The organism is Parasphingorhabdus litoris DSM 22379, from assembly GCF_020906275.1.
Taxonomy (GTDB): domain Bacteria; phylum Pseudomonadota; class Alphaproteobacteria; order Sphingomonadales; family Sphingomonadaceae; genus Parasphingorhabdus; species Parasphingorhabdus litoris.
On sequence record NZ_CP086727.1, the window covers coordinates 2,848,593 to 2,870,830 of the forward strand.

The 22,238-nt window shown below is 51.2% G+C and carries 22 protein-coding genes; 9 read left to right on the top strand and 13 right to left on the bottom strand.

From position 1 onward, the window contains the following. Positions 1-33 precede the first annotated feature (33 nt). The gene (locus BS29_RS13840) at positions 34-918 is read left to right on the top strand and encodes an NmrA/HSCARG family protein (protein ID WP_229954225.1); all 885 of its coding nucleotides are present in this window, start codon (positions 34-36) and stop codon (positions 916-918) included. 2 nt (positions 919-920) lie between these two features. Next, positions 921-1,472, top strand: coding sequence for a DUF924 family protein (locus tag BS29_RS13845; RefSeq protein ID WP_229954226.1), 552 nt, complete (start codon positions 921-923; stop codon positions 1,470-1,472). 148 nt (positions 1,473-1,620) lie between these two features. Here BS29_RS13845 and BS29_RS13850 read toward each other — a convergent pair whose 3' ends face one another. The 3 genes from BS29_RS13850 to BS29_RS13855 are packed head-to-tail and all read right to left on the bottom strand — an operon-like array spanning position 1,621 to position 3,204. Further along, positions 1,621-2,040, bottom strand: a complete 420-nt coding sequence (locus BS29_RS13850; RefSeq protein ID WP_229954227.1) for a CopD family protein — start codon at positions 2,038-2,040, stop codon at positions 1,621-1,623. After that, positions 2,033-2,380, bottom strand: a complete 348-nt coding sequence (locus tag BS29_RS17610) for a DUF3817 domain-containing protein (protein WP_407673709.1) — start codon at positions 2,378-2,380, stop codon at positions 2,033-2,035. Before BS29_RS17610 ends, BS29_RS13850 begins: the two co-directional genes overlap by 8 nt. Next, entirely contained in the window at positions 2,377-3,204 is an 828-nt protein-coding gene (locus BS29_RS13855) for a sulfurtransferase (protein ID WP_229954228.1), read from the bottom strand. The genes BS29_RS17610 and BS29_RS13855 overlap by 4 nt, the downstream gene beginning before the upstream one ends. A 95-nt stretch (positions 3,205-3,299) precedes the next feature. Here BS29_RS13855 and BS29_RS13860 point away from each other — a divergent pair, with 95 nt between their 5' ends. Beyond that, positions 3,300-3,935 carry a TetR/AcrR family transcriptional regulator gene (locus BS29_RS13860; protein ID WP_229954229.1) on the top strand — a complete coding sequence of 212 codons (636 nt, stop codon included), beginning with the start codon at positions 3,300-3,302 and terminating at the stop codon, positions 3,933-3,935. Between the two features lie 203 nt (positions 3,936-4,138). Here BS29_RS13860 and BS29_RS13865 read toward each other — a convergent pair whose 3' ends face one another. Beyond that, positions 4,139-4,390 carry a hypothetical protein gene (locus tag BS29_RS13865; protein WP_229954230.1) on the bottom strand — a complete coding sequence of 84 codons (252 nt, stop codon included), beginning with the start codon at positions 4,388-4,390 and terminating at the stop codon, positions 4,139-4,141. A gap of 169 nt (positions 4,391-4,559) precedes the next feature. On the opposite strand from BS29_RS13865, the gene BS29_RS13870 reads away from it, so the two are divergent. The 3 genes from BS29_RS13870 to BS29_RS13880 are packed head-to-tail and all read left to right on the top strand — an operon-like array spanning position 4,560 to position 6,869. Continuing rightward, positions 4,560-4,805: a DUF3489 domain-containing protein gene (locus BS29_RS13870; RefSeq protein ID WP_229954231.1), complete on the top strand. Its 246-nt coding sequence runs from the start codon at positions 4,560-4,562 to the stop codon at positions 4,803-4,805. Then, the gene (locus BS29_RS13875; protein WP_229954232.1) at positions 4,802-5,260 is read left to right on the top strand and encodes a DUF2924 domain-containing protein; all 459 of its coding nucleotides are present in this window, start codon (positions 4,802-4,804) and stop codon (positions 5,258-5,260) included. The genes BS29_RS13870 and BS29_RS13875 overlap by 4 nt, the downstream gene beginning before the upstream one ends. Continuing rightward, a complete protein-coding gene (locus BS29_RS13880) occupies positions 5,253-6,869 on the top strand; it encodes a recombinase family protein (RefSeq protein ID WP_229954233.1) in 1,617 nt (538 codons plus the stop codon). Before BS29_RS13875 ends, BS29_RS13880 begins: the two co-directional genes overlap by 8 nt. A 653-nt stretch (positions 6,870-7,522) precedes the next feature. On the opposite strand, the gene BS29_RS13885 is transcribed toward BS29_RS13880, so the two are convergent. After that, entirely contained in the window at positions 7,523-8,164 is a 642-nt protein-coding gene (locus tag BS29_RS13885) for a TetR/AcrR family transcriptional regulator (RefSeq protein WP_229954234.1), read from the bottom strand. Between the two features lie 160 nt (positions 8,165-8,324). Between BS29_RS13885 and BS29_RS13890 the strand changes: the two genes are divergently transcribed. After that, positions 8,325-9,572 carry an aminotransferase class III-fold pyridoxal phosphate-dependent enzyme gene (locus BS29_RS13890; RefSeq protein WP_229954235.1) on the top strand — a complete coding sequence of 416 codons (1,248 nt, stop codon included), beginning with the start codon at positions 8,325-8,327 and terminating at the stop codon, positions 9,570-9,572. A 47-nt stretch (positions 9,573-9,619) separates the two neighbouring features. Further along, positions 9,620-10,798, top strand: coding sequence for an MFS transporter (locus BS29_RS13895; protein WP_229954236.1), 1,179 nt, complete (start codon positions 9,620-9,622; stop codon positions 10,796-10,798). 138 nt (positions 10,799-10,936) lie between these two features. On the opposite strand, the gene BS29_RS13900 is transcribed toward BS29_RS13895, so the two are convergent. From BS29_RS13900 to BS29_RS13910, 3 genes are all read right to left on the bottom strand, one after another. Then, the gene (locus tag BS29_RS13900) at positions 10,937-13,048 is read right to left on the bottom strand and encodes a TonB-dependent receptor (RefSeq protein WP_229954237.1); all 2,112 of its coding nucleotides are present in this window, start codon (positions 13,046-13,048) and stop codon (positions 10,937-10,939) included. 493 nt (positions 13,049-13,541) lie between these two features. Beyond that, positions 13,542-14,270, bottom strand: a complete 729-nt coding sequence (locus tag BS29_RS13905) for a hypothetical protein (protein WP_229954238.1) — start codon at positions 14,268-14,270, stop codon at positions 13,542-13,544. Then, positions 14,267-16,036, bottom strand: a complete 1,770-nt coding sequence (locus BS29_RS13910; protein WP_229954239.1) for an alpha/beta fold hydrolase — start codon at positions 16,034-16,036, stop codon at positions 14,267-14,269. Before BS29_RS13910 ends, BS29_RS13905 begins: the two co-directional genes overlap by 4 nt. Positions 16,037-16,263: 227 nt before the next feature. Here BS29_RS13910 and BS29_RS13915 point away from each other — a divergent pair, with 227 nt between their 5' ends. Continuing rightward, a complete protein-coding gene (locus BS29_RS13915; protein WP_229954240.1) occupies positions 16,264-17,799 on the top strand; it encodes a YadA family autotransporter adhesin in 1,536 nt (511 codons plus the stop codon). Positions 17,800-18,078: 279 nt separating this feature from the next. Here the strand turns inward: BS29_RS13915 and BS29_RS13920 are convergent, their stop codons facing one another. From BS29_RS13920 to BS29_RS13940, 5 genes are read right to left on the bottom strand one after another with little or no spacing between them, the layout of a single operon-like run. Further along, the gene (locus BS29_RS13920) at positions 18,079-19,110 is read right to left on the bottom strand and encodes a sugar kinase (protein WP_229954241.1); all 1,032 of its coding nucleotides are present in this window, start codon (positions 19,108-19,110) and stop codon (positions 18,079-18,081) included. A gap of 2 nt (positions 19,111-19,112) precedes the next feature. Next, entirely contained in the window at positions 19,113-19,769 is a 657-nt protein-coding gene (locus BS29_RS13925) for a bifunctional 4-hydroxy-2-oxoglutarate aldolase/2-dehydro-3-deoxy-phosphogluconate aldolase (RefSeq protein WP_229954242.1), read from the bottom strand. A 23-nt stretch (positions 19,770-19,792) separates the two neighbouring features. Continuing rightward, positions 19,793-20,548 carry an SDR family NAD(P)-dependent oxidoreductase gene (locus BS29_RS13930; protein ID WP_229954243.1) on the bottom strand — a complete coding sequence of 252 codons (756 nt, stop codon included), beginning with the start codon at positions 20,546-20,548 and terminating at the stop codon, positions 19,793-19,795. Between the two features lie 31 nt (positions 20,549-20,579). Beyond that, positions 20,580-21,866 (bottom strand): MFS transporter, encoded by a 1,287-nt coding sequence (locus BS29_RS13935; RefSeq protein ID WP_229954244.1) that lies wholly within the window; start codon positions 21,864-21,866, stop codon positions 20,580-20,582. Further along, positions 21,863-22,237 (bottom strand): cupin domain-containing protein, encoded by a 375-nt coding sequence (locus tag BS29_RS13940; RefSeq protein ID WP_229954245.1) that lies wholly within the window; start codon positions 22,235-22,237, stop codon positions 21,863-21,865. The genes BS29_RS13935 and BS29_RS13940 overlap by 4 nt, the downstream gene beginning before the upstream one ends. Position 22,238: the final 1 nt, after the last annotated feature.

Sequence of the window (22,238 nt, forward strand, 5' to 3'; positions counted from 1 at the left end):
GTGTCAACATTCAACTGAAGCAAGGAGCAAGTAATGACGATTTCGCACTCAACACAAAAGGTTTATTCAACCGCCCCCATCGCAGTCGCAGGGGCGACGGGCAAACAGGGGGGCGCCGTTGCTCGGCACCTCCTTAGGAACGGACATAATGTCCGCGCGCTTACCCGAAGCCTTGAAAAAGATGTCGCAAGGGAACTGGCAACGAATGGTGCTGAAGTGGTTGCTTGTGATCTGGAAGACCGTTCTTCCATCAATGCAGCTCTAAAAGGGGCGGCCGGACTGTTCTCGGTGCAAGACTTCCTCGAAGCCGGGATTGATGCTGAGCTTAGACAAGGCCGCAACCTGACTGATGCAGCCGCAGCGATAGATAGTATCGAGCACGTCGTCTATTCCGGCGCATCAACCATGGACCGCAATACGGGTGTTCCTCATCTCGATAGCAAGTGGCAGATTGAGCAGCGCTTGCGCGCAAGCGGTAAGACCTGGACGGTCTTTAGGCCCGCAGCATTCCTCGACAATTGGGAATGGGATAAGGAGGCGATCATGGAAAGTGGAACTGTGCGTTATCCAATGCGCCCAGAGATGCTTTATCGACAGATTGCATGCGACGATATTGGCGCCATGGTTACCCAGGCCTTCGAACAACCAGGACTTTGGGCTAACCGGGCGGCGCCATTGGCTGGCGATGCGCGAACGATGCTCGAAATCACCGCAATCATCGGCGAGGCATTGGGAAGAGATCTCCGCTATGAGCAAATCAGCGAAAGTGCGGTTCTCGAAGAACAGGGGGAAGATCTGATGCTGATGTATCGTTCATTTGATACGATCGGGATGGATGGTGATCCGGTGTTCCTCGAGCATTGGCTGGGCCGTAAAACCAACCTACCCGCTTACTTGAAAAAAGCGGGCTGGAACTGAACATGACAGATATTGCGCGCTGCATCGAAGATGTGCTTGCCTTTTGGTTTACATCCGAAACCGAGAAGCACTGGTTTGAATCCACCCCGGAGTTTGATCAGGAGATTACTGAGAAGTTTGGCGAATTGTATGCGCACGCGGTGTCTGGAGAACTGGAGGAGTGGCGGTCATCAAGAGATGGCCGCCTCGCTCTCACTTTATTGTTCGACCAGCTTCCTAGAATGGCGTTTCGCGATACTCCAAAAGCTTATGCGTCGGATGGTCTTGGCCGCGAGCTGGCGCATCACGCGATCGGTTTGGGTGATGACATTGATCTGGCACGTGAGGGCGAACGGCATGCGTTTTTCTACCTGCCGCTTATGCATCAAGAGAATCTCGAAGATCAGCGACGTGCTGTCGAGCTCTACACCACTCACGGTCCAGAAAGTGGACTTGAATGGGCTCGACATCACTATGACATTATCGCCCGGTTCGGTCGCTTTCCGCATCGCAATCGGATTCTAGGGCGATATTGCACGGCCCAAGAAGCAGCCTTTGTGCAGTCAAACATTTGATCTTTGACAATAAACTTCTGTGAAAAATGGATAGCTGGCGCATGTCCATTTACTAAGCCTTGGCACATTCTGTGTTAGTGCGGACTGATGTCCCTTACATAGTCACTTGGTGGCGCTTTAACTCGACCGTATCACAGTCTTCAGGGATTCATGTGAAGGATGGCCTGGTAACTGCTATGGCAACCACGAGAGTTGCGAAAATCAAGATGATCACTTGAGAAAAGAAAAGAGATTTAGCTTTCACCAATTCTCCAAACACCGCACGCCGCATGGTTCCTGCAACGACGCCGTTCATACCAACCAAGAACAATACTAAACATAGTTTTAAAAGAAGCCAGCCTTGGCTGAACTGGTTGGTAATTTGAGCCAAGACCAATCCAAATGCGATGGTTCCAATCATTGCAGGTGTTACAATCCAAACAACCGCGCGCCTCGAAGCCCAAAGGAGCGGCGTATGATCACCGTGTTCTTTGGACACGCGGCTCGAAGTGATTGAGGTGGCTGCAAACAGACCGCCTATCCAGACGATGAGGCAAATAAAATGGCCTATCCGAACTAGCTCATACATTCTGTCTCTCTTCAAACTGCTGTCGGGTCCTGCGACGGTTGTAGAAGTGAAGAAGTGCGAAGGTTCCCCCAGGCAGGAGACATGCTGACAGAGCAGCAAGAACCCAACGTAGAGGTAGATCTCCCGCAGCCCAGCTTTCGACAACGGCATAGAGAAACAAGAGAAAAGCCAAACCGTGAAAGGGACCGACGACACCTGTCAGGTTAGGGAGCGATGTCAGGTTCTTCAGCGGCACTGCAACGCACATTAAGAGTATAAGAGTTACACCCTCGAAGCGAGCGCTCGCTCTGAAGAAAGGCGTTAGCTCCTGATGCTTTGATATTTCAATCTCACTGCTCATTTGACAGGGCTTTCAGGGTTTGAGCTCCATTCGCGCCAGGACCCATCAAAGTTTCGCACTCGATCCCATCCGAGCAATTGTGTGAGGACAAACCACATATGCGCAGATCGAGCGCCTATCGCGCAATACGGAAACACTTGCTTGGCCCCGTCGATGTCGATCGTTTTCAAGAGGTCGAGAATATCTGCCCGTGAAAGAAATGAGCCATCCTCCTTGTGCACATCATCGCAATGAAGATGGATCGCTCCGGGAATATGTCCTGCCCGCTCACCTTCTTTCGGTGGTGCGTTGAGATAGACCGAGCCATCGAACTCAGCTTTTGTCCTGACATCAAGCAGAGTCGTATCATCGTCAAGAAGTGCGTCCGAAACTTCCGATAAACTGCAGCTAAAGGCTTTGCTGACTTGTGCAACAGGATAATCTCCTTGCCCAATGATTGTCGCGTCTGGTGTCAGGGGGCGCTTTTCCAAAAGCCACCTCTCTTTCCCACCGTTCAGAACCCGAATCTTGTGATGGCCAAGTCGAGCGAAGAACCAGTAAACCCATCCTGATGTGCCGCGATGAGAATTGTGAGCAACAACTATTTCTGTGTCGGGTGTTAGGCCTGACCGTTCCAGCAATCTTTGTATTTTAGCTAAGTCTGTAAGGTTCACAGAATCTTCATCGAGAATTTCTTGTACATTCCAGAAGATGGATCCGGGGATATGAGTTTGTTGATACTCCGTGTCGTCTGCATCCATTTCAACTATCGCGAGATTCTCATTTCCAAGCTTTGCTTGAAGCTCTTCAGGTTCAATTAGCGCTTTACTGTTTGCGTAGTCCAAGTTGGCCATTTTTCCAGCAATCTCCATGTAAACGAATGCTTACATAATGAGATATGTTTGTGCTAATGTAAATGATCAATTACAACTGAAGGAAGATGACGAAAAACTTTGCCCAAAATGATTCAACCGACTCGCTTGGGCGGAACCGCGAGAACACCGAAGATCGCCTTTTGAAGGCAGCGATGAAAGTCTTCTCCAAACGAGGTTATCACGGTGCATCGGTCGCTGAAATAGCCCGATCAGCTCGCGCGAATGTATCTCTGATCAATCGTTACTTTGGCGGGAAAGAGGGTCTTTTTCTTGCGCTTGTCGAAGGCGTTATCGTAGAGAAACAGTCAGGAAAGCTAACCTATCCGCCGTACCCCGCATTGGCTGATGAAGTGCTGGCCTATCTCAAGTTTCGTTATCGCGAAGACAAAAAATTGCGAGACTTCATGCGTCTTTGTGTGGGTGAGATAGCTACTAATGACGAACTGCGTGGCAAGGCTCTTTCATCCTTGCGCTATGGTCAGGATGATAATTTTCAAGAGCGTTTGATAGACCTCCAGCACTCAGGAACAATCAAGCAAGATGCCGACCTAGAAAAGCTCTTTCGGATGATCAGCCTCATTTCGTTCTCGGCGTCATTTGTTGAGCGCGAATTGGTCGGCATGCCCGAAAGAGCGACCGAGAGCGTGTTTGAAACCTTTTCAACCATGATCGAAAGGGAGTTTGGCTCAAGCGCAGCCTAGACTTTCAACAAATCCTCCTAAAACAGGTGCAATTGAATCTTTATAGCGCTGGCGTAAACGAGATCGCACTCCGGAACGCTTGGCAGTATGTGTATTCCTGCCAGGCAGATTTCGATCCTTGATCCTGGGTGGCAATCGATTTACTGCGTTAAACAGCATCCTAGCCAAAAGCAGACTTTCCGCTTGCGGCCCAATAGCCGACGCTAACGACCATTCATCAATTCAATTGCATCTAGTTGAACATTGATCTCGTCGAGCAGCGAACGCAGTTCAATGACCAAGCCGCTGACATCAGGATTACCGAGGTTAGCGGCTTGCCCCTTAACTGCGATTTCATTGGCATCTTCAAATCTTGCGGTGATCAACGCAAATAGACCGGCTCGCACTTTGATCGAGTTAATTTCGTCGTCATCAGCCATGCCCTTACCCATGCTCGACTTTTTACGGAAGTCCACATGCAGCTTTTCAAATTATCAGAATAAACGACTGGACTTAGGAGCTTGTTCGAGCATTGTTGTTGGTGTCGCAAAAATCATTTGCGACAGGCCGCCCGCTCTTAAAAGCGATCCGTGGCTCCGGTCAGTGGAAGCGTTGGAAGTACCAGCGCCAAACTGGAGACCCTCGATGTCATCAAAAACCAAACCACAAACCAAGTCCGCAAAAGTCATCGCGCAACTATCGCGAACTATAGGCGCTACTCTCGATGAGATATGCAAAGCAACAAACTGGCAGCAACATAGCGCTCGCGCATTTCTAACCGGCCTGCGAAAGAAAGGCTATGCGCTCGCACGTGAACAACGCGGTGATGACGGCACCGCCTATCGCATCACACAAAATCCAAGCGATAAAGAGCCAAAAGGTGCAGCATGACCACGCCGGATAAACGTTTGGCGGATCTCATGGTAATGCCGCCTACCCAGTTGCGATCGGTCTGGCGAGATACATTCAAAACTCCAGCTCCCGATGTCGGACCGGACCTGCTTCGGCGCGGTATCGCCAATCGCTTGCAGGAACGTGTTCATGGTAGCCTGACTGGAGCTACCAAACGCGAGATCGAGCGCCTTCGCAAGCGCGTCGAGCGAACCGGCAAAGCTGGTCACATGCATGCGATATCACTCAAGACTGGGACAAGACTTATAAGATCGTGGAACGGTAAGAGCTATCACGTGCTTGTTTGCGATGATGGCTTTGAGTTTGACGGCCGTCATTATGCGAGCCTCAGTAATATCGCCCGCGAGATAACTGGTGCCCATTGGTCCGGTCCTCGTTTCTTCGGATTGAAGAACCGAAGCGAATATAAACCAAAGGCGTTCGCCAATGGTTGAGCGAGCAAAACGGAAGCGGTGTGCCATCTACACTCGCAAATCCACAGAAGATGGTCTGGAACAGGATTTTAACAGTCTGGATGCGCAGCGAGAAGCGTGCGCTGCCTATATCTTAAGCCAGGCTAGTGAAGGTTGGGATGCAGTCCACGAGCTATATGACGATGGTGGTTGGTCCGGTGGGAACATGAAGCGTCCTGCCCTTGTACAACTGCTAGATGATGTGACAGCCGGCAAGGTCGACATCATTGTAGTGTACAAGGTTGATCGTCTAACCCGGAGCCTCGCCGACTTTGCCAAGATTGTAGAAATACTGGATGAGAATGAAGCATCGTTCGTCAGTGTCACTCAAAGCTTCAACACAACAAACAGCATGGGAAGACTGATCCTTAATGTCCTGCTTTCTTTTGCCCAGTTTGAACGCGAGGTAACCGGTGAACGCATCCGCGACAAAGTAGCGGCATCCAAAAAGAAGGGCATGTGGATGGGCGGCGGTGTCCCATACGGATATAAGGTGGAAGAGCGCCAGTTGGTCGTCAACGAAGCAGAAGCAGAGACTGTCCGGCACATGTTTCAGCGTTATGTTGAACTGAAGTCAGTCCCGCAGCTTGTCGATGAACTCGCTGTCAAAGATATCAAAACCAGAACTCGAACTTGGAAGAGCGGGCGCGCAGTTGGCGGCATCCATTTCAAAACTGGTACTCTGACGCATCTGCTCCAAAACCCGATCTATGTGGGAAAAGTTCGGCATAAAGACAAAATCTACGATGGAGAGCACAGCCCGATCATCTCACACAAGGTTTTCGATTTGGTCCAATCTGTTTTTGCTGAAAACAGGCGTGACAATGCGTTGGGAAAGAAGAGTCGCAATCCTAGTTTACTGACCGGCATGATAACCGATCCAGATGGTAAACCAATGACACCTACGCATGCGAAAAAGGGTTCGAAGCGTTTCCGCTACTACGTCACACGCACTCCGCCTGGAGACAAATCAGACAAATGGCGAATGCCCGCTGGAGAGATCGAACGACTGGTGATTAGTGCAATATCCATGAAACTCAACTCTGCGGAATCTGATGCACAGGAAACCGCTGAGATTCTGTCACAAACTATAGAAAAACATGAAGCCATCGCTGACTCTTTGCCCGACATGAGCATTTCCGAGCAATACCAAATGTTGATCGATTTTAATGCCAGTGTATCTGTTAATGAAAGCTCAATCGGTATTGAATTTACACCTCCGGACCAGGATCAAACAGTTGCTATCTCAATCAATGCGAAGCTCGTTAGCAAAGGACGCGATCTGAAACTGGTTATCGCTGCCGGCGAAGGATTGGTAAAACGCGATCCCGATCCCGTTTTGCTTCGATTGATTGCTCACGCTTTCGCAGCACAAGACCAAATGGTTGGAGGCATCCCTTCACCCATGCTATCCGAGTACAGCAAACGGCATCTGCAACAACTCACCCGTCTTAGTTATCTGGCTCCGGATATCATCTCATCCATTATCGATGGAACTCAGCCAGTTGATTTGACCGGCCGGAAGATCTTGCGGATTGGAAGCCTGCCTCTTTGCTGGACTGCCCAACTCGCTATGCTTGGGTTCAAATAGACCCCTAAAACCACCGATTTCCAGAAGTGCATCTGGTGCCAGCGTTTCGGGCCATCGAGATCATTGGCCATTTCAGCCCCATATCGCCGCGGACAAATGGTCTCCGGTTGAGTGAAACCACAATCTATATGAGCTAACCTGCCCCAATATACGTATAATATTGGTGTTTTTCGAAGAAACTTGGAGACACTGAATTCCAAGAAAAAAAGTGGTGCGCGGTGCAGTGTGCAGCGAACGGGTCTCAGGCGGGCCATTCCCTGTTTCTCTCAAATTTGCAGGAAAAACCCGGTCAATCTTCCACTTTTTTTCAACGACGTCCCTTCAAACACCCGAAATTCTGTTGATGGTCCGCTAAATATCGAAACTCTACACACTGAAGATAAAATGGAATTCGAGCTCACATCACGGGCTGTGTTTTGGGGATGCTATCCTGCCAGGGTCAGCAGCATCTATATAGCACAAAAACGGCACGAAACAGGCGATAGTCGAGGCCTTTTTACCATCACCAGCCACAGAGAATTTCGTCTTCGACAATAAGTCGTCGATCCATATTGTGAAGAACAACAGAACATAAAGAGCACGGTTTGAACAAAAGGTTGATAACCAGTAAGTGCTGATACGAAGGCGACCACTCTAATATCTTGGATACGAACTTAACCATCAAAGAAGACGGCCATGACGGCCTTATTTGTTCTTTCAAGAACGCGTTTGCGCGACATGCTTGGGACTTCAAGAAGCATCTCGATAACGCTGTAGCCTAGTTCAATGGAAACTCTGGCCCTTTCTGTTGCATCTTTCATGGACAGATTGGGGCGCATCTTGCGAAGACTGTTGCCACCGACTTTCGCCATCTCATCATTACCAGTCAGCCTGATATCGGAGAGTTCTGGCAGCGCGCGCAAAGAAATAAGCAACGCGTGAGAGCCCGTAAAAGCAGCGGTCAATTTATATGTGTCCGATAGCAGTTTGAAGGAGGCCTTCTCGAACTGGTCCCTCGATCTCATGTCTTGAGAAGCCGTGAGCCTTGCAGCGGCCTCATATAACTCATTTTGTGCGTCAGTGAGCCGATGCCCCAGCACAGCAAGCAGTGCATATTTATCTTCAAAATAGCGATAAAAAACTGGTGCTGTTACGCCTGCATCATCCGCAATTGCATTCGAATTGAGGGCTTCAAGACCCGAGCGCTGCAAGATTGTTTGAGCAGACTCCAAAAGTTTCTCAAACGTATGGACGCTGCGATTCTGTTTGGGCCACGTCACTCCCTTGATATTTTTTCTGTCTATCTCAGTTGCCATCCGACTTTCTTACATTCTTGCTTTGATCATAAAGAGCAAACCCAGATAGGAAATATTTTACTCAATCTGCCCCGGTTAGCTGGGACTAGCATTCTGTTGACAAAGCGCAAGGATCAAATTATTAGTATTTACTAACATTAATTATAAGAGAGAGTCTGCCATGGTGCAAAATGAAGATGGTCGTTTAAAAGCTCGAGCTCTGGAGGTCATACCCAATGGTTTATACGGCCACTTGTCGGTAAAAATGCAGTCTCCTCGTACACCGCAATATTACAAGCGCGCAAAGGGTGCTTATCTTTGGGACTATGATGACAACCAATATATAGACTATCTCTGCGCATTTGGCCCAAATCTGTTTGGATATGGCCATGATGAAATCGATGCAGCCTATATTGAGCAATTGCGTGAAATTGACACCGCTACTGGCCCCTCTGTGCGAATGGTCGAACTGGCTGAAGCTTATGCTGATCAGGTTTCGCATTGCGATTGGACAATGTTCTGCAAAAATGGGACTGATGCCACCACAATGGCGTTGATGACTGCGCGGGCTTATCGAGAGAAGCGCAAGATTCTGATCGCCACGGGTGCTTATCATGGTGCGACCAAATGGTGCACACCCATGCCCGAAGGGACTGTGACCGAGGATCACGCGCATCATATTTATTATGAATATAACAATGCACAGAGTCTGAGGCGCGCCGTTGAGGAGGCGGGAGATGATCTTGCAGGCGTTTTTGCAACACCCTTCAAGCATGAAGTAATTCACCCGCAACAATTGCCCGATGAAGAATATGCGCGAACGGCACGCCAGCTTTGTGATGAGAAAGATGCACTGCTTATTCTGGATGACGTTCGGGCAGGCTTCCGGCTTGATCGCGATTGTAGCTGGGAAAAAATTGGCGTGCGTCCAGACCTGTCTTCATGGGGCAAGACATTGGCCAACGGACATCCGCTATCTTGCCTGATGGGCAGTGATCGTGCTCGCGAGGCTGCAGGCAAGATATTCGTGACCGGCTCCTTCTGGTTCGGAGCGGCGGCCATGGCGGCTGGTTTGAAAACTCTCGAACTGATCCGGACGACGGATTATATCGAACGCACCATAATGCTGGGTGACCGCCTGCGGGACGGTTTAGAGCAGGTTTCGAAAGAGACAGGCATCATCATTGATCAGACCGGCCCTTCGCAAATGCCGCTGATTATGATCAACGATGACGATGGGAACCGCAATATGCCCGCATGCGTCGCATTTTGTGATGGGCTGCTGGATCATGGTGTCTTCTTCCATCCCTTCCACAATATGTTCATCACACCCGCCATGTCGGAAGATGATATCGACCGCACGATTGACGGCTGTCATGCCGTTGCAAAGAAGCTACCATCCATACCGATGCCTGAAGTCGCGCTTTAACCCGGTTTAATCCATGGGAATCATCGACATTGAATGGCGATAGCCAATTGACGCTGTCACAAGATGAGCGCGTTTCCCGTTTTTCGTCCAGCCAAGTCTGGGCAACCTTTGCACTTGGCTGCAGCGCTCTTTTGATAACGGGCGTTCAGCCGGTGGCTTTGGGTGCCCTTATAGAAGCTGACATTGTTGACTTAAGAGGTGCCGGCCAATTGGCAACAATTGAGGCTTTCACCCTTTCGGTGGGAGTTATCGTCGCTACGATCTTCTTACCGCCGACGGCATTGCGTAAAGTTGGACTGCTATGCTCCCTTGGCCTCTGTTTAACCAATTTCGCAAGCGCCGTGATCGACAGTTATGCTTTGCTGGCTGTATCTAGGGCTCTTGCCGGATTGGCAGGCGGAGCTTTGCTTTGGGTAGTAACCTCTGTGCTTGTAAGAACCCAACGACCCGAGCGGCTTGCAGGCTATTTCATGGCTGGCTACACCACTTGTCAGGCACTGGTTGTACTATCGATTGCACTATTCTTCATGCCGGCTTTGGGGTGGAGGGGGTGCTATATCGCTATAGCTATGGTGATCAGCATATCTGCGCTTTTGAGCCAGCTTCTTCCGTCTAGTCTCAAGCCGCTCCCAAGTAAAGATGCAAGCCATAAGCTTGATTTGTCACCGGCAGTGATGATTACCGGTGCGATCATTTTTATACAGATGATAATGACTGTCGCAATTTGGGCTTTTATCGAACCCATTGGCAGGATCGCTGGTCTTGAAGCGCAGGAGGTACAGCTCATCATTTCCGTTTCTCTGGTCGTACAATTAGCTGGCGCAGCGTTGGCAGGTTTTTTGGCACCTCGACTCCCTGCTGCGGCAACGCTTCTGCTTCTGACGGCGCTTATCCTTGCTGTGTCTGTCTACCTGCTAATGGTGTCGCAATTTCCTACCAGCTTCTTCATGTTGGCGGCCTTTATTTTCAGTTTTGCATGGATGTTCATTTTGCCGTTCCAAACCAAAATTGCTCTGGACGTTGACCCAACCGGACGAGTAGCGCTCATCGTTCCGTTCTTACAGTTGATGGCAGGCGCAGTAGCACCGATCACGGCCGGTGCCGTAGCAGGCGAAGGCGTTGCCTCTGACGTTGCGTGGCTAAGCATCATATGTGCCTGCCTGTGTGGAATTCTTCTGGTCTGGATGGTCGTTGATCGGCTTCGCTCCAACAAGCCGAGCCAATAACCTAACGGATGAATACTCTTCGACTGACACTTATGGATCAAAAACAATTCTGTAGAGCTAAAATGGAATTGGCCCCGACAGAACTTTTGCGCTGCCGAGGCCAAAGACTCCATAAGCACTGGAGCCTAGGGGATCCGCTTAATACTCAACAGCCAGTTCAACCCCAATCTGGCGGGGTTGACCAAAATAACGGCTGTAAAAACCGAAATCGGTTAAGTCAGTCACATTGGTAAGATACGCCTTATCGGTCAGATTTGTTCCAAATACGGACAGCTTGTACTTGCCCTCTGCGAAACTGACACCGGCACGGGCATTGACCAAGGCATAGCCGTCTTGGCTCACAATTGGATCATTCTCTGTTGAAAAGAAAATATCGCTCTTCATAGCGATTGAGCCTTGGACAAAAGCACCGATAGTGTCTGTGATATCAAAATCATATCGTGCCAGCGCACTCACCGAGAATTCCGGGGTGTTAGCGATGCGGTTCCCATCGAAGCTCGTTCCTACGGCGTTGGTTAGCTGGGAGAGTTCGCTATCGAGATAGGCTGCACTGATGTTGAACAACAGGCCATCGGTAGGAAAGATTGTCGTATCAAGCTCGAATCCAAATACTTCCGCCCCGCCCGCATTATCCAGCACCTGAAGCGGCAGCGCATTTGTGTTCACTAGGGTGAAAACCTGCAGATCGGAGAAATCATTGAAGAAAAGGGCAGCATTCACACGAAGTGCTCCGTCGAGCCAGTCCGATTTGATACCCACCTCATAAGCCGTCAGAAATTCCGGTTCATAAGGCTGCAGTTGAATCGCAGACTCGACCGGATCAAGGGAGAGGAATCCCCCGTTAAAGCCACCACTCTTGAAGCCTTTCGCAACACTACCGTAAAGCAGGACGTCAGGCGTAGCCTGATAATCTAAGGCCACACGCCATGAAATTGCATCGTCTTTATTCTCGAGATCTGTTGCTTGATAAACCGGGACGGGCTGCGGGAAAAATGCCGGATCTTCCAGTTGGCCCAATGCAGAAAATGTTTTCTTCTCATTAGTATAACGAAGACCGCCGGTCAGGGTTAGATCCGGCAAAATTTCATAGCTTGCCTGACCAAAGATCGCGAATGTTTCCAGGTCTTGACTGTTAAGTGACCGGGCAAATAGCACCGGCGCACCTGCAACGGCTCCGGTTGGATCAGGTGCTCCGCCCGTCAAAACACGAAGTTCGCGAAACAAATCGATTGTCTGATTCTGCCTGAGATCCTCAGTCAAATAAAATCCACCGAGAAGCCACTGGAAATTGTCGCCTTCTCCACTGATGCGGAGTTCCTGCGTAAAAGTCTCACTTTCGACATCGTAGTTTACAAACAGTAAATCGAGAGGCGATGAATCTGTTTCTTCAGGAAGCGAACGATCTACCTCATCATAGGCCGTCACAGAGGTGATAGTTACAGCACCAAGTTCCAAATTTGCTTCCAGATAACCGCCAATAGAAGATAAATCGACATTACCACCGCGATTGTAGCTTCCTTCAAACGGATCGTCGGGGCCTCTATATCCCAATGCGTCGACGCCGCCTGGCAATGACCCAAGATGATTGAACTTAAACGCAGAAGAGGAAACTTCGTTTCCGTGGATGTTGGCACGCAGAGTAAAACTCTCTGCCACATCGGCATCAATAGTGCCTCGCCAGGAAAACGTGTCTACGCCGTTCTCTTTGCTCCCATCTAGCAGATTGGTGACATAGCCATCGGAATCGGATTTTGAAATCGCCACACGCGCGCGAATTGAATCTATAATGGGGCCGGAAACAGCCGCCTCAAAGCGGGTCGTATCGAATTCTGCGTAGCTCGCGGAGGCCTTTGCTGTAAAATAGTCGGTCGGTTTGGCCGTGATAAATTTGACAGCACCACCTGTCGTGTTGCGGCCATAAAGCGTGCCTTGCGGGCCTTTAAGAACTTCGACGCGCTCGGTATCGAAAAACTGGAAGGCGGTGAGCGCTGGCGAACTGACATAGACCTCATCGGAATAAATCGCGACAGGTCCAGAGTTATTGGTATTGAAATCGTTCAGCCCTGCGCCGCGAAGAAACAGGATAAGCTGACTGCCCTCTCCGCTCGACGTACTGATCTCCAAGCCGGGTAGAAATTCGCCGAGCTGCTCAGATTCTTGAATACCTATCTGGGAGAGCGTATCGCCGCTAAGCGCCGTAATGCTGATCGGTACATCCTGAACATTTTCTTCTCGCTTTTGCGCCGTCACGACTATCTCGCCGAAAACAGGGTTTCCAGTCGTTTGGTTTGTAGATTGTTGCTGAGGATTCGTTCCCTGAGCCAAAGCTGCTGAACTAAACCCGAAAATCCCCAATGCAGTACCGACTAAAAATCTAGCCCTCACCATTGCAAGTCTCCCTAAAATTATCCATATATAAAAGTTAGTATTTAATAATTTTTAAGGAAACGTCAAGCCTTACATATATCGGGCTAAAATTCATCTAACTCACTGTTTTATAAACTTATTAACAATTTTTACCCTCTCTATTTGATCACCGCTATCACAGATATAAATAGCTTATATTATATTTTTATAGCACCAGACTCTCTTCAGATATAATAGAGATGCAATGTTGAGAGAAAGTTCCACGCCTTGCGGTGGCGCTGTCTTGGTTCATTCCTACATCCCAAAAGTGGCAAGAATAACCAGTGATGATAATCTATCGAGATAGCAGACCATATTGTCGCTATTTCGCGACCTATCAGTTTTCGATTACTGTCAGATCAATACTCAAATTCGCTTGCTTGCTTTCACCGGCAACCACTGTGAGATCAGTGATCTCTGAGATGTCGATAGGGCCGCACATCAAACGAAATCCGGTTTTCCCTTCCGGTACGTTGGGGCTTTCAGGATTTGCGCTGCATCGCATCAACGCATTTGCGGCAAGATCATCACCAGCCAGTTGCGCTGCATCGAATGTAGATTGCATGTTGTTGGCTCCGCGCAGCTCCACCAGACTTGGCGTGGATGCGAAGATTGTAATGGTATCAGCCAGGCCGCCAGCTGATGGCGGCGCATCATAGGAAGAGTTTACCAAATCCTCGCGCCGGTTGCAGGAGCTTGTCCCGTTTGATTGCAACACAAATTTGATGGCGGTAATCGAACGCTCGGCGCCCTTCGCTGTGTATTCCAAATCTTCCAGTGCGTAGTCACGCGGCCCGCAGCCGATCTGTTTTTCATCGCGACCCACTTGCGAAACGGTCGTGATGCGCGGCCTAAAACTCTCAACTTTTACCCCAGATGGCAAGGCGCTACCATCCTCTTCAACATCTGTAACCGCTGGCTCTTCAACGGCAGAAGCCGTTGCTGCAATCGCTGCATCATCGGCGAGGGATGATTGTCCGGTTTCAGCGGATTGAGAAGCCTGACCGCAGGCCGTCAAAGGAACAATGAGAGACAAGACGACTACACGCGCGAAGATAGTTTTCATGATGGGGAGGCTCCGATTTGAAGTGGTTTAGGTGAAAGCGTAGCTGCAATGGCAGCGGCGACGTCATCGGGCTTCTCAAACACGCACAGCCGGGCCGTATTTTTGAGCAGGAGCACTTCTGAATTGGGTATATCGTGCAGATATTCGGCGATATCGGAAAATCGCAGGAAATCATGACCCTCAGAAACAATAAACACCACTCTGGACCGCTTAGCGAGACTATGGAGCGCATCTGTCCAGTCCTGCACCCAATGAACCAGCTCATCTGCTGATCGCTTCGGAGTGCTCATAAAATCAGACATGCCAGCCAGCGCTAGTGCATAATATTCTGGGTCTTGGATCAGTGCGTGATCATGTGGGATATCTTTGAACTGATCATGCATAAATGCCTTCTCGGCTGTCTCATTAGAAAAAAGCGCTTCCGAGGCAAACGCAAAGGGAGCATAAAACAGCTCCGGGCAGTCCCAGACCGTCCAGAATATTCGTTTGGAGACGGGACGCATGTCTTCAAACTGTTCGCGCCGAGTAAACGGGATACCGGTATCGAGTGTGATAATGCAGCCACCGAAGTCGGGATTCTGCGCCGCATATTCGATTGCGGCAACGCCGGACATATCCTGACCAATAATTGCCACGGGATCGCTGCCTTCTCTTTTTAAAAGTTCCATGAATGCGGCAATGAAACCGACCGGATCAGTGCCTTGCTGCTCCATTGCGGTTGCGCCCAGCCCGGGCTTGCGCGGGGCGAGCACCAGAAGGCCGGCCTCCGCCATCGCATCGATCATGGCCGACGAGGGTTTGGCTGACGACATTTGCGAGTGAATAAATACAACCGGTTTGCCTGAAGGCGATCCATAAACTTCATAGTCAATCGACCCCCACAGCGGAGCATCGACGACGGCGGTCATATGCACTTTGTCAGAGGTTTGCAGATGCACTTGACGCTTTGCATCTGGAATAGGTTTGGCAGCAAACAGATGATGGAGACTGACCATTAGGTTTACGAGCGCTGCTTGCGTACTCGTCTCGGTCTTATCCATTATTGACTTGATCTGCTGTCTCACCGTCCCCTTAGAACGATTGCGATCAATCGCGATCTCTTCGCTGCGCAGCCCCAGCATGATCTGCTCTGCAATCTCACCCTCAGATTGGGTGAGGCCGAACTTCTCATTCAAGAACATTCCGACTTTTGGGGACCATTCAATCTTGCTCGATCTGACGAGCAGCATTGGTTGAGCAGCGACCAATCCGTTTACGGAAGGGTCAAATTTTTCGATGAGCAGCAGTGAATTGGGCCCTTTCTCTTCATATATGCGAAACGCGGCTTCTTCCTCCGGAAGAGCAAGCCAGTTTTTGCCCTGTGCGTGCCCTGCTGAAAGGCTAAGTGGTTGAGCCTGATCAGCGAGGGTAGAAATATCTTCGCCAACCCTCAGCCCGAACTGCGTTTCAAATCCCGCATTGCAGGCAGCAATCTTGCCATTTTCATGACAAAGCGCACCTGCAAATGCTTGTCCGTCCAGATAGCTTTGCAGTGATCTTTGTTGGCCCAGTCGAGATTTTTCAAAAACTTCAAATGCGCGATTGAAATGTTTCCGCAGCTCCAGTGCGTCAGCATGTGTAGAATGCGATGCGTCGTCGTCGCCTTCTACAAACTTGAGGATGGTCTCGTCCCATACCTTGGCGAATGCGAGATAGTCTTTCGGCTGGATCGCTGCACCGTAGATTGCATCAAGAAGCGCTGATTGGTTACTGCGCTCATCATCCATAGTGATCGTACTTTCATAGTAAGAATATCAAGCAATAACACAGGCTTCGTATCCTGTCTTATACCAGATGGTAGATGCGTAATACGTGCCGGTTCAATAGTTCTCTTCCCTGCGATCGATATTCGGGGACCATGTGCGACCAAGCGACGAACCTTTTGGCAAAAAGCACTGTGCCCTCTCCTCACGAGTCATTTTGATCGCAAGCCAAACAGTTCTGGAGAAGTTTTATGAAAGCCTTATCTTTGCGCCGTACCTTGCTTATTTCAACCTGTGTAGGGGCGATCTTCATCGCTTCACCAGCTTGGGCTGATGCCACGCCTGAATGCAATGAAAATGCCGGACCTGACGGGATTCCAGGCAATGCCGATGATCTACTTGGCACAACAGAATGTGGCGTTAGTAGCTCGGCCACTGGACGCAGCAGCACAGCAATAGGGGCAAGTAGCAGCGCAGCAGGTCCAGAAAGCACTGCAACGGGTGGACTTAGCGACGCAACTGGCGAAAACAGCACAGCTACGGGTTTTGCGAGCGACGCAACTGGAGCACGGAGCACAGCGACAGGATCACAAAGCAACGCATCAAGTGGGGCGAGCACGGCCACAGGTTCATTCAGCCAAGCAACGGGGAGCTTTAGCACCGCGACTGGGGTGGTGAGTAGCGCATCAGGAGTACAGAGCACAGCGACAGGTTCCCAAAGCAACGCATCAGGTACAGCGAGCACAGCCACAGGCTTAATGAGCGCGGCGACAGCCACCAGCAGCACGGCCACAGGTTCGTTTAGCCAAGCGACAGGGGGCAATAGCACCGCCACGGGTACGGCGAGCACTGCTAATGGAGATGGCAGTACCGCCACGGGAGCGCTCAGCAGAGCATCAAACTTGTTCAGCACTGCCACGGGTTCGAATAGCAACGCATCAGGGGGTTTTAGTACAGCTGTCGGCGCGTTTAGCAGTGCTTCAGGTGAAAGCAGTATAGCGATAGGTGCCAATGCCGAAACCGGAGATCTCGTCGGTGCCCAAGCGACTGGGCAAGGCTCCATCGCCTTAGGTGTTGACGCTATTTCCGGGGGAGCAAGCAACAACGCCAATACGACAGCTCTGGGTACCACGAGCATGGCCACGGGTTTTCAAAGCACGTCTGTAGGAGCTAGTAGCCAAGCGTCTGCTGACAACAGTGTGGCCCTGGGCGCAGGTTCTGTGGCCAATGAGGAAAACACTGTCTCGGTCGGTGCGGCCGGTGCAGAACGTAGGATCGTGAACATAGCGGCAGGCACTGCCACAAATGACGCGGTCAATCTGGGACAACTGCAGACAGTAGATGCAGCAGTGGCGACGAACTCCGGGCAAATTAGCGCAAATACGGGCCAGATCAGCGCCAACACAACGAGCAACGCTGCTCAAGACTCACGCCTTTCAGCAATTGACGCTTTGAATGCGGATCAAAACAATCGCCTGGCCGCGCTGGAAGGGCTGACACTTGACGTTGGCGGGCGCTTCGATGCGTTAGAAAACACCGTTGGCCGCAATCGGCGCCAAGCGAACGGTGGTATAGCCACAGCAATGGCGATGGGCGGAACCTTGATCCCGGCAGAAGCGAATCTCGCCATCTCGTTTAACCTCGCAACCTATCGCGGCGAGCAGGGTTTTTCGGGCGCATTCATCATGCGGGCGAGCGAGAAGGTCTACTTCAATGCGGCAGTTGCAGGTTCAACCGTCGGCGGCTCTACCGGTGGCCGTGTCGGCGTCACTTTTGTGTTGGATTAGGCAAACCAGAATATCGTCGTTAGCAAGGAACGTGCGTTTCCAACCCAATCTCTACTGTCAAGCAAGAGCAAATTCCAGAGTCCGCTTTCGGGATAAAGCGGAAACCATCGGAACGTCCGATATTGGGGCGCAAGGCGGACTTTGAGAAACATTTGATGATTACCTTATGTTGAGGTTAGAGCGAGAGTATCTGTTCGATCTCGAAAGCGGACAATAGTCTCGATTGACATTCAGATATTTTGGCTAATCCTATTATCGTCAGCTTTGCAGCATACTACCCTACCTTTGCACCCGACCTGAACCATCACCTGCCATCAGTTTTTCGACTTCAGCAACGCTGACACGATTAAAGTCTCCGAGGATGGAGTGTTTCAGGCAGCTGCCCGCTACGGCGAATTCCAGGGACTGCTGCCGATCCTCATAGGCGTTCAGGCCATAGATGAGGGCAGAAGCGAAGCTGTCACCGCCGCCAACCCGGTCTATAATATCGGTTATTTCATAGCGCCGGGATAATTTGAATTCACCGCCACGTTCACGCAGACAAGCGGACCAACCGTTGCGATCAGCGCTCATGCTCTCCCGAAGCGTTATCGCGATGGTGGACATGTCAGGATAGAGTTCCAGCACTTTTTCCGACAGTGCTTCATATTTCTTCGTATCGAGTTCGCCCGCTTCCACATCGACATCAACGCTGATGCCGAGCGACTTTTGGCAATCTTCTTCATTGGCGATGCCGACATCGACATGCTTGACCAGTTCGGACATGACTTCGGGCGCGCTCTTGCCATATTTCCATAACTTGCCGCGATAGTTGAAATCGCAGGATACAGTGACGCCGGCCTTTTTGGCGGCTTGTACACATTCGATGCTGAGGTCGGCCGAATTTTGCGTGAGCGCGGGTGTGATACCGGTAATATGGAGCCATTTTGCGCCATTGAAAATTGCCGGCCAGTCGAAATCGCCGGGTTTGCATTCGCTGATCGCACTATGGGCGCGGTCGTAGATGACCTTGGATGGCCGCTGATTGGCTCCCGTCTCGAGGAAATAAATACCGACCCGGTCACCAGACCGGCGGACATGGGACGTATCAACGCCAAAACGGCGCAGCTCGCCAATAGCGGACGCGCCAACATCATTGTCGGGCAAGGCCGAGATGAAACCGGAATTCAGACCATAGTTGCTCAGCGCCACCGCGACATTGGCTTCGCCGCCGCCAAATGTCGCTTCAAAAGCCGGCGACTGGAAATATCGTTCATGACCCGGCGTCTTGAGCCGCAACATGATCTCACCAAAAGATAGAAATTCAGTCACTTTTAATTCTCCGTGGGACGCGCCTGGCGGCCTATGGCAACCGCTTCCTGCGCCAATGTGGTTATTGCATCAAAATTGCCCGCCTCGATTTCGGCGGCAGGGGTGAGCCAACTGCCCCCACAAGCAACGACCGAGGGCAGGGCGAGAAAATCGCCCAGATTGCTAGCCGATACGCCGCCTGTGGGCATGAAACGCATGTCGCGAAAGACAGAGGATAGCGCCTTCAACATCGGCACACCGCCGGCCAGTGATGCCGGAAAGAATTTCACTGTGCGTAGTCCCAAGGCATAGGCGCGCTGGACCTCACCGGCGGTCATGGTGCCGGCAAAGAGCGGCACCGACTGTGCCAGACAATATTCCGCCACTTCATCGACCAGCCCGGGACAAACCACAAATTGCGCACCGCGGGCGATGACTTCTTCTGCTTGGGCGACCGTCAGAACGGTTCCGGCGCCAACGATCAGCCCCGATGTCTCGTTGACAATCGCCTCCATACAATCAACCGCTTCATCGGTACGAAGTACGACCTCGATGACGCTGAGACCGCCCGCACCAAGCGCATTGGCAGTATCGACCGCAACAGCTGTATCGCTCGCCCCAATCAGAGGCACGACAGGCGCTGATTTAAGCCGCGCTTCGAGGTCTTGTTCGATATCCATGTTCGTTTCGCTATCTCTTCAGATCAGGAGAAAAACAGGCCGCCATTAATGTCGATATTGGTACCGGTGATGAATGACGCTTCGTCCGAAGCCAGATAGGCAGTCGCATCTGCTGTTTCCGCCGCGAGGCCTTGGCGACGCAGCGGGGTTGAATTGGCGACATTTTCGCGCACGGCATCGGCAGTGAACGTATCGTGGAACGATGTTGCAATCATGCCCGGGCATAGCGAGTTACAGCGAATGCCCTTCGGTCCCAGATCCTTGGCCATCGCTCGCGTGAAGGTCATCACAGCGCCTTTGGACGTAGCATAGGCTGCCGCACCTGGGCCGCCGCCGTCACGGCCTGCCAGCGAAGCAAAATTAACGATAGCGCTGCCTTTTGACATGTGGGGAACCACCGCCTTGGTTGCGAGGAAGGTCGAAGTCACGTTGAGCCGCATGACATGCTCAAAAAACTCCATGTCCATTTCATCGAGCCCTTTGCGCTGAACCATCCCGCCCGTCACATTGACGAGAATGTCGATTTTATCGCCGAAGGCAGCCTGCGCCGCAGCTACCAAACCGTCGACATCTTCGGGTTTCATCATATCGCCCTTGCAAGCAATAGCTGTTCCCCCAGCCGCTTCGATTTCTGCCAGCGTGTCATTGGCCTGCTCTTCATTGTTGCAATAGTTCACCACAACCTTTGCACCTTCAGCGGCCAGCTTCACCGAGACAGCGCGACCAATATCACGGCTACCACCAGTTACGATTGCTACCTTATCTTTCAATTTAGTCATGTTTTTCCCTGTCTATAAATTGATGAAAATTTTAAGCGGATTTGGATTTCAGCGGTTTGATGTCCGGGCAGAACACCAGAACCGACAAAACAGTGAGAATGGCGAGAGCAGCGCCGACGATGAAGGCCGGCGTGTAGCTGTTTACGGTGATGATCGGGATCAGGAAGTTGAGCCCGACAACCGCCAGCTTTGCGGCCGTCCCTGCAAAACCGGCGAGTGAACCAACCGATTTGCCGCTATAGAAATCGCTGGGCAGAGTCTGGATATTGCCAACAGCTGTTTGGAAGCCAAAGAGAATCGCCGCCATAAGAAGCACAGCGACTAAGGGAGTCGCGGCCTGTGTAGTCATCAGCAACGATATAAGCATGATCAATCCGCCAAGACTGATCACGGCCTTGCGCGTTTTGTTTACTGTCCAACCTGCCTTGATACGGTTTTGTGCGAGCAGTCCGCCAAACCAGGCACCGAACATTGCGCCCACATAGGGCACCCAGGCATAGAGGCCGATTTCTTTCACGCCAAAGCCATAGGTCTCGTTGAGATAGAGCGGCAACCAGCCGACAAAAAGCCACCAGATCGGATCAAGAAAGAAAGATGCCATGATGACGCCCCAGCTTTCCTTACGAGAGAGTATCTCTTTGGAATTGGGTGCATAATCGGCCACTTCGCCGGATTCTTCATTACGTTGACCGGTGAGAATATATTGGCGCTCGGGCTCCGAGACCCAAGGGTGCGTATCTGGACCGGACTTATACATTATCAACCAGGGAACCAGCCAAAGGAAACCCAGCGCGCCCACCGCGATAAACGTTGCCTGCCAAGTGCCGAGGAAGACAAATAGATAAGCAATGATGGGGGCAGAAACGATCCCGCCAATGGCAGCGCCTGAGTTGAAGATACCCTGCGCCAGTGCGCGTTCGTTGATCGGGAACCATTCTGCATTGGCTTTGGTAGCGCCGGGCCAATTGCCTGCTTCGGACACGCCCAAAATTGCACGAAATACTGCGAAGCTCGCGAGGCCGGTTGCGACCGCATGCAACATGGTTGCGGCTGACCAGACTACGATCGAGAGCACAAAGCCGAGACGGGTGCCGATCCAGTCAAAAATCTTGCCGAACAGCGTCTGGCCAAAGGCATAGGCGAATGTGAAGACATTCAGGATGATCGCGTAATCGGTCTTGGTAAGCCCAAGATCTTCGGAAATTTCCGGCCAGAGGAATCCGAGCGCGCCGCGATCAATATAGTTGATGATCGTCGCAATCGCGACCAGCGTAACAATGGCCCAACGGAATTTTCCAATTTTCAGAGCGCTGCTCATGCTTTTTCCCCCGTTGTCAAAAAGTCTTCCCGAACGGGATTAAATATGTCGAGCAAGGAGCCCGCCTCGATGCATGTAAGCCCGTGATCAGTATCCGGCGTAATGGCGACACTATCACCGGCGCCCAGTTCCTGTTCCTTGCCGCCCATCATGGCACGAAAACGTCCGGATTCTATGTAACTGATCTGGCTATGCGGGTGCTGATGAACAGTGCCGGATATTCCGGAATCAAACCACAGACGGCACAGCATCAGATCCGGGCCATAGGTCAATATCTGCCGCTTGATGCCCGGCTCCAGAGTTTCGACTTCTGCGTCTGCACCAAGCACAAATGTTTCGCTTTGGCGTTCCTGCAAGGCTGTACCGCTCATA

Bases quoted from the DNA above. Each gene is read 5' to 3' on its own strand.
- BS29_RS13940 (WP_229954245.1), bottom strand. From the start codon at position 22,237: ATGAGCGGTACAGCCTTGCAGGAACGCCAAAGCGAAACATTTGTGCTT.
- BS29_RS13870 (WP_229954231.1), top strand. From the start codon at position 4,560: ATGTCATCAAAAACCAAACCACAAACCAAGTCCGCAAAAGTCATCGCG.
- BS29_RS13890 (WP_229954235.1), top strand. From the start codon at position 8,325: ATGGTGCAAAATGAAGATGGTCGTTTAAAAGCTCGAGCTCTGGAGGTC.
- BS29_RS13935 (WP_229954244.1), bottom strand. From the start codon at position 21,866: ATGAGCAGCGCTCTGAAAATTGGAAAATTCCGTTGGGCCATTGTTACG.
- BS29_RS13915 (WP_229954240.1), top strand. From the start codon at position 16,264: ATGAAAGCCTTATCTTTGCGCCGTACCTTGCTTATTTCAACCTGTGTA.
- BS29_RS13875 (WP_229954232.1), top strand. From the start codon at position 4,802: ATGACCACGCCGGATAAACGTTTGGCGGATCTCATGGTAATGCCGCCT.
- BS29_RS13925 (WP_229954242.1), bottom strand. From the start codon at position 19,769: ATGGATATCGAACAAGACCTCGAAGCGCGGCTTAAATCAGCGCCTGTC.
- BS29_RS13880 (WP_229954233.1), top strand. From the start codon at position 5,253: ATGGTTGAGCGAGCAAAACGGAAGCGGTGTGCCATCTACACTCGCAAA.
- BS29_RS13885 (WP_229954234.1), bottom strand. From the start codon at position 8,164: ATGGCAACTGAGATAGACAGAAAAAATATCAAGGGAGTGACGTGGCCC.
- BS29_RS13850 (WP_229954227.1), bottom strand. From the start codon at position 2,040: ATGTATGAGCTAGTTCGGATAGGCCATTTTATTTGCCTCATCGTCTGG.
- BS29_RS13930 (WP_229954243.1), bottom strand. From the start codon at position 20,548: ATGACTAAATTGAAAGATAAGGTAGCAATCGTAACTGGTGGTAGCCGT.
- BS29_RS13910 (WP_229954239.1), bottom strand. From the start codon at position 16,036: ATGGATGATGAGCGCAGTAACCAATCAGCGCTTCTTGATGCAATCTAC.
- BS29_RS17610 (WP_407673709.1), bottom strand. From the start codon at position 2,380: ATGAGCAGTGAGATTGAAATATCAAAGCATCAGGAGCTAACGCCTTTC.
- BS29_RS13845 (WP_229954226.1), top strand. From the start codon at position 921: ATGACAGATATTGCGCGCTGCATCGAAGATGTGCTTGCCTTTTGGTTT.
- BS29_RS13860 (WP_229954229.1), top strand. From the start codon at position 3,300: ATGACGAAAAACTTTGCCCAAAATGATTCAACCGACTCGCTTGGGCGG.
- BS29_RS13840 (WP_229954225.1), top strand. From the start codon at position 34: ATGACGATTTCGCACTCAACACAAAAGGTTTATTCAACCGCCCCCATC.
- BS29_RS13905 (WP_229954238.1), bottom strand. From the start codon at position 14,270: ATGAAAACTATCTTCGCGCGTGTAGTCGTCTTGTCTCTCATTGTTCCT.